This window comes from Paracoccus sp. (in: a-proteobacteria) (assembly GCF_030538655.1).
Lineage (GTDB): Bacteria > Pseudomonadota > Alphaproteobacteria > Rhodobacterales > Rhodobacteraceae > Paracoccus.
The window spans coordinates 138,948-145,038 of sequence record NZ_JAUNTO010000007.1 but is presented as its reverse complement, the minus strand read 5'-3'; the positions used below and the strand labels follow the sequence as shown (position 1 = coordinate 145,038).

6 protein-coding genes are annotated in these 6,091 nt (G+C 63.6%); 3 read left to right on the top strand and 3 right to left on the bottom strand.

The window, feature by feature from the left end; translation table 11 throughout:
- Positions 1 to 197: 197 nt before the first annotated feature.
- Together Q4G22_RS07100 and Q4G22_RS07095 are read right to left on the bottom strand one after the other, a co-directional pair.
- Positions 198 to 788 carry a PRC-barrel domain-containing protein gene (locus Q4G22_RS07100; protein ID WP_303385201.1) on the bottom strand — a complete coding sequence of 197 codons (591 nt, stop codon included), beginning with the start codon at positions 786 to 788 and terminating at the stop codon, positions 198 to 200.
- A gap of 93 nt (positions 789 to 881) precedes the next feature.
- On the bottom strand, positions 882 to 2,000 hold the full coding sequence (locus Q4G22_RS07095) for an anhydro-N-acetylmuramic acid kinase (protein ID WP_303385200.1): 1,119 nt from the start codon (positions 1,998 to 2,000) through the stop codon (positions 882 to 884).
- Between the two features lie 56 nt (positions 2,001 to 2,056).
- On the opposite strand from Q4G22_RS07095, the gene tyrS reads away from it, so the two are divergent.
- The 3 genes from tyrS (at position 2,057) to Q4G22_RS07080 (ending at position 5,771) form a co-directional block, all read left to right on the top strand.
- Positions 2,057 to 3,295 carry a tyrosine--tRNA ligase gene (gene tyrS / locus Q4G22_RS07090; protein WP_303385199.1) on the top strand — a complete coding sequence of 413 codons (1,239 nt, stop codon included), beginning with the start codon at positions 2,057 to 2,059 and terminating at the stop codon, positions 3,293 to 3,295.
- A gap of 146 nt (positions 3,296 to 3,441) precedes the next feature.
- Positions 3,442 to 4,284 (top strand): DUF1989 domain-containing protein, encoded by an 843-nt coding sequence (locus tag Q4G22_RS07085; protein WP_303385198.1) that lies wholly within the window; start codon positions 3,442 to 3,444, stop codon positions 4,282 to 4,284.
- Positions 4,281 to 5,771, top strand: coding sequence for a TrkH family potassium uptake protein (locus Q4G22_RS07080; protein WP_303385197.1), 1,491 nt, complete (start codon positions 4,281 to 4,283; stop codon positions 5,769 to 5,771). The genes Q4G22_RS07085 and Q4G22_RS07080 overlap by 4 nt, the downstream gene beginning before the upstream one ends.
- Positions 5,772 to 5,832: 61 nt before the next feature.
- Here Q4G22_RS07080 and Q4G22_RS07075 read toward each other — a convergent pair whose 3' ends face one another.
- Positions 5,833 to 6,066, bottom strand: coding sequence for a DUF333 domain-containing protein (locus Q4G22_RS07075; RefSeq protein ID WP_303385196.1), 234 nt, complete (start codon positions 6,064 to 6,066; stop codon positions 5,833 to 5,835).
- Positions 6,067 to 6,091: the final 25 nt, after the last annotated feature.

Here is a 6,091-nt window from a genome sequence, read left to right as displayed (position 1 = left end):
ACCCGCGACCCCCGGCGTGACAGGCCGGTACTCTAACCAACTGAGCTACAACCGCCCACTCATCCCCGGCTGATCGCCCGCCGGGGTGGATGGGGATTTACGGAAACCCGCCGGGCACGTCAAGGGCGGGTTTGCCAAATCCGCAAAGAAAAAGGGGCGCAGTTGCGCCCCTTTCCCCGGGAACACCGGATAACACCTTAATCATGCACCAATTCGGTGTCGAATTCGGGCATCGCCTCAAGCTCTTCTCTGGTGTAGTTCGTCACCAGATAGGCATCGTCGCCAAAGCGGACGACGTGCAGCGTGTCGCGGTCCAGCAAGACGGTATGGACGCCCATCCCCAAGAAACCACCGATGTCAGCGGTATAGCCGACCAGATGGCCATCGTCGGTCAGCACCAGATCCGACACGTCGGCGATCTGTTCCCATTCCGACGGACGTTCGCTCACGGTCACATCAACCCAGGCTGTGCTTGACGGCTGATTGGTGGTCCAGATCGAACGGCTGGTCAGCCACGATGCGGTGACGCCCGGCTGGGCCGCAGTCACTGTCGCCGAGGCATGGTCGGTTACGGTCATGGCAGGATCAGCAGTCGGTGTGGTCATGACCGGATCAGTCGCAGGCTGGGCAGCCGGATCGAGAACGCCGGTCGGCTCCAGCCCCGGCGCGGTGGTGGTTTCCTCGGTCGGCACAGCGGCCGGATCGGTGGTCGTGGCGTCGGGCTGGTCCTGCGCAAAGGCCGGGGCGGTCAGGGCAACGGTTGCGGCGGCGATCATGAGCTTTTTCATCTGAGACTCCTCATTCTCAAAGCTTGTTGTCAGCAGCTTCATCTGCATCACAGCCTCAACGTGTGGCCTGGATCGCCGTTCCTTTGATCTTTATTAACACCCCTTGGGGGAATGAACGTGCGGGTGGCTGATACGTCCGCCGCAGACCGGGCCGGGCGCGCCGGTGGTGCCGGGGCCGGATGTCGGCAAACCGCGCAACACCCGCACAGCCAGCCAGCCGAACGCCTGCGCCTCCAGCATGTCACCATCCAGCCCGGCGGCTTCGACCGGGGCCACAGTGCAGGGCAGCGCCGCCGACAGCGCCGCCATGATTGCCGCGTTATGACGGCCGCCGCCGCAGATCAGCATCTGCGCGGGGGGCTGCGGCATCCAGCGCCAGCCTGCGGCCACCGCGCCCGCCAGCGCCGCGACCAGAGTGGCCGCCGCGTCGGCATCCGTCAGCCCTGCCACCGACGCCGCCAGCCCGGTAAAGGCGTCACGGTCCAGCGATTTGGGCGGCGGTGCGTCAAAAAACGGGTGGCGCAGGAAATCGGCCACAACGCCCGCATCCGCCCGGCCTGATGCGGCCAGTCGCCCACCCTCATCCCGCGTGCCAAGACCGCGCGCGCGCATCAGATCGTTCAGCGGCGCATTGGCCGGGCCGGTGTCAAAGGCAAGGCAGGCCCCCTGCGATTCAGGCGTGTCTGCCGTGGGATCAACCCATGTGACATTGCCCACCCCGCCGAGGTTCAGAAAGGCGACCGGCGCGCGGTCAATCAGCCCCTGCCCCGCCGCCCAATCGGCGCAGGCCCAGTGAAAGAACGGCGCCAGCGGCGCGCCCTGCCCGCCTTGACGCACGTCTTCGCTGCGGAAATCCCAGACGATCGGGCGCCCTGTGGCACGGGCCAGCGCCGCACCATCACCGGCCTGATGGGTGCCGCGACCGCCCGGATCATGCGCCAGCGTTTGGCCGTGAAAGCCGATCACCTGCGCTTCGGTAAAATTCGCCGCCAGATCGGCATGACTGGCCAGCGTGATCTCTGCGGCATCCGTTACCCCCTCGTCGCCAGGCCATTGCCCAAGCGCCGCGTGCAGCGCGCCCGCCTCGTTCCCGGAATAGGCGCGATAATCCGACCGGCCAAAACCGCCGATTCGCACCCCATCCGTGTCGATCAGCGCCGCATCCACCCCGTCCAGCGAGGTGCCCGACATCATCCCCAAAGCCCGGATCATCGCTTTTCCTTTGTTCTTTGCGCCGGTATACGCGCCATACTGGAAAGGAAACAGACATGACATATCGTGCCAAATCGGATTTCCTGAACGTCATCATGCAGCGCGGCTTTCTGGCTGACTGCACCGATCTTCAGGCGCTGGATGAAACCCTGACGCAAGGGCCGGTGACGGCATATATTGGCTATGACGCCACGGCGGCGTCGCTGCATGTCGGCCACCTGCTGAATATTATGCTGCTGCGCTGGTTCCAGAAAACCGGACACAAGCCGGTGACGCTGATGGGGGGCGGGACGACCAAGGTGGGCGATCCGTCGTTCCGCAGCGACGAGCGCCCCTTGCTGGACGATGCCGCCATTCAGCGCAATATCGACGGGATGCAGCAGGTGTTCGCGCGCTTTCTCGATTATGGGGACGGCCGCGCGCAGATGCTGAACAACGCCGACTGGCTGGTCGGACTGAACTACCTCGATTTCCTGCGCGACATCGGGCGGCATTTCAGCGTCAACCGGATGCTGTCGTTTGAATCGGTGAAATCGCGGCTGGACCGGGAACAGTCACTGTCTTTCCTTGAATTCAACTATATGATCCTGCAAGCCTATGACTTTATGGAGCTTTACCGCCGTCACGGCGTGACGCTGCAAATGGGCGGGTCGGATCAATGGGGTAATATCGTCAACGGCATCGACCTGACACGCCGCGTCCTTGACCGCGAGGTCTGGGGCCTGACCACGCCGCTGCTGACCACCTCGGACGGACGCAAGATGGGCAAATCGGCGGGCGGGGCGACCTGGCTGAACGCCGAGATGCTGTCGCCCTACGAATTCTGGCAGTTCTGGCGCAATACCACCGACGCCGATGTGGGCCGGTTCCTGAAACTGTATACCGAACTGCCGGTCGAGGAATGCGACCGTCTGGGCGCACTGGCCGGGTCGGAAATCAACGAAGCCAAGGTCATTCTGGCCAACCACGTCACCACGCTGCTGCACGGTGCCGATGCGGCGGCATCCGCCGAAACCACCGCGCGTGAGGTCTTTGAACAAGGCGGCGCGGGCGGCGATCTTGAGGTGGTGACGGTGCCGGGCAATGCGCTGCCCCTGCCGGTCGCGCAATTGCTGGTGCAGACCGGCATCGTCTCTTCGGGCAAAGAGGCCAAGCGTCTGGTTGCCGAAGGCGGGCTGCGGCTGAACAACGATCCCGTATCCGACCCGCAGATGACGGTGGATCAGGCGCTGATCGGCGAGGGGCTGAAGGTCTCGGTCGGCAAGAAAAAACATCGGATGGTGCAGATCGGTTAAAATTAACCGATCCTCACGGGCGGGGCGCACATAGCGTCCCGCACCGTCACACTATTTCCAACAGATCAGCAGCGAACACAGCCAGCATCGAACAAGCCGAGTCTCCCCTCTTTCCTTTGGCGGTCGGTCATGCTGTTGTCCGAGGTATGAGCACCGAACACAACGCCCCGCCCGATGCCAATGATCGCCGCGCCATCCGTCCGGTGATCTGCTATGATCCGGCCACGTTACCCGATCCGGGGCTGGCGGCATTGCGCCAGGCGCGGGATGGGGCGCGGCTGGTGTCGGAAACGCTGGTCCCACCGCGTGAAGGACGGTGCTTTACCGTGCCGGCCGGGCATTTCTTCAGCATTGTCAGCGTCGAGGGGCCGCAGGTCGGTGATCTGAACCTGTGGTCGGCGGCGGACCCGCGCGAGAGGTTCTATTCCGGCAAGACCCGCGCCCTGCACGGCACGCATCTGACCACCGGGCATTGCATGTGGTCCGGCTTTCCCTATCTGCGCCCGATGGCGACAATCATCCACGACAGCCTTGGCTGGTATGGCAAAGACGACTACGGCGGCTCGGTCCATGATGTGATCGGCACGCGCTGCGATCCCTACACACACCGGCTGTTGTCGGGCGGCGATTATCATCACTGCTGCCATTCCAACCTGACCCGCGCGCTGGCGGACCACCTGAACATCCCAAAGTCCGAGGCCGAACCCTTGGTCCATGACGTGCTGAACGTCTTCATGTGCACCGGCTTCACCCGCGACACCGGGCAGTATTTCATGAAAGCCAGCCCCGTGCGCCCCGGCGACAGGCTGGAGTTTTTTGCCGAAATCGACCTGATCGGCGGGCTGTCGGCCTGCCCCGGCGGCGATTGCGGGGCGCAGCATTCGTCTGATGTGGCGGCCTGTTATCCGCTGCTGGTGCAGATCTATGCACCGGATGCCCCGCCCGCCGACTGGTCGCCCCCCACACCGAGCGGCTATCGCTGGCCATGACGGCGGCGCTGAATGTGCGGCGACGCGGCGGCTCGCTGCCCGAGATCGGGCCGGTCGCCCATGCCATCGGCAAGATCGTGACCGTCATCGGGGTGGCAATGCTGTTTCCGATGCTGGTGGACTGGTGGCACGGCGACCCGCACTGGCAGGTCTTTCTGGAATCAGCGGCTATCGCCATCCTGCTGGGGGTGTTGACCACAGTAGCCACGCATCGCCCCATTCACAGCCTGACAATCCAGCAGGCGTTTATTCTGACCTCTGGCCTGTGGGCAATTCTGCCTGTCGTCAGCGCGATTCCTTTCGTGCTGGGGCAGCCCGGCGCCAGCCTGACCGATGCCTATTTCGAGGCGATGTCAGGTTTTACCACCACTGGCACCACGGTTTTTCCGCATCTGGACGAATTGCCGCACGGCACGCATCTGTGGCGCGCGATCACGCAATGGGCTGGCGGGCTGGGGATCGTCGTGGTCGCCATGGTGTTTCTGCCGGTGATGAAAGTCGGCGGGATGCAGTTTTTCCGCTCGGAAGGGTTCGACACCATGGGCAAGATCCTGCCCCGCGCGGGCGAGATCGCGGCCGAGATGACCATGGTGTATATCTTCATCACCCTGGCCTGCATGGTGGCCTATATCATGCTGGGCATGAACGGATTCGACGCGCTGGTTCACGCACTGACCACCTGTTCCACCGGCGGGTTTTCCAACTTTGACGCCAGTTTCGGCGTCTATCTGGGTGCGCCGCAATGGGCGGCGTCGGTGTTCATGGTGCTGGCCTCGGTGCCGTTCATCCGCATGATTCAGGCGACGCGCGGGAACGTGCAGCCGTTGTGGCAGGATGTGCAGGTGCGCGCCTATCTGCGCTGGATCGGCTATACCTGCGCCATCATCATGGCCTGGCGCCTGCTGCAACCGGGGCAAGAAGCGCACCCGCTGGATATGCTGCGCGAAACGCTGTTCAACGTCACCACGATCAGTTCCGGCACCGGCTTTGCCTCGACCGATGTGACGGCTTGGGGGCATCTGCCGTTTACGATGCTGATCGTGATCGGGCTGATCGGCGGATGCACCGGATCGACGGCCTGTTCGGTCAAGGTGTTCCGCTATCTGGTGCTGATCCGCGCGGTCAAGGCGCAGATCCGGCGGATGCATTCGCCGCATCGGGTCTATCCGCTGCGCCTTGGCGGTCAGCCGCTGTCGCAAGAGGTGGTCGATTCGGTCATGGCGTTCTTTACCCTGTTCATGCTGACCTTTGGCCTGCTGATCGTCGGGCTGGCGCTGACCGGGCTGCATCCGAAAACCGCGCTGACCGCCGCCTGGAGCTCGATCGCCAATATCGGCCCGGTCTGGGGGCCAGAGGTCAGCCGCACCGGGGCCGTCAGCGACTTTCCGGACAGCGCGAAATGGCTGATGATTCTGGGGATGTATCTGGGGCGGCTGGAACTGATCTCGGTTCTGGTGCTGCTGCTGCCGCGGTTCTGGCGGGGATAGGCGCAGCCGCCGCAGATGACAGGCCTATATACCGCGCAGAACACCGATCCAGCACCCGGCCTTATTTGGCCTGCGCGCGGAATAATTCCCATTCCTCGACAGCACGCCCGTCCGGCAGGTGGCAATAGCCCGCCTCACCATCAGGACCACGGCGGATTTCCAGCCGCCCGCCGATACTGACGCAATATTCCGATGCGGGGTTGGCCATACCGACAGCCGGGGCCTTATCATCGGCGGAATCACAGCCCATCAGCATGGCCATGGCCAGAATGGCAGTGGTGGTGGTCGCTTTCATTATGCCGTCCTTCCATGAATGATTA

Excerpts from the sequence above, each read along its gene's own strand:
- Q4G22_RS07100 (WP_303385201.1), bottom strand. The coding sequence starts at position 788 with ATGAAAAAGCTCATGATCGCCGCCGCAACCGTTGCCCTGACCGCCCCG.
- Q4G22_RS07095 (WP_303385200.1), bottom strand. The coding sequence starts at position 2,000 with ATGATCCGGGCTTTGGGGATGATGTCGGGCACCTCGCTGGACGGGGTG.
- tyrS (WP_303385199.1), top strand. The coding sequence starts at position 2,057 with ATGACATATCGTGCCAAATCGGATTTCCTGAACGTCATCATGCAGCGC.
- Q4G22_RS07085 (WP_303385198.1), top strand. The coding sequence starts at position 3,442 with ATGAGCACCGAACACAACGCCCCGCCCGATGCCAATGATCGCCGCGCC.
- Q4G22_RS07080 (WP_303385197.1), top strand. The coding sequence starts at position 4,281 with ATGACGGCGGCGCTGAATGTGCGGCGACGCGGCGGCTCGCTGCCCGAG.
- Q4G22_RS07075 (WP_303385196.1), bottom strand. The coding sequence starts at position 6,066 with ATGAAAGCGACCACCACCACTGCCATTCTGGCCATGGCCATGCTGATG.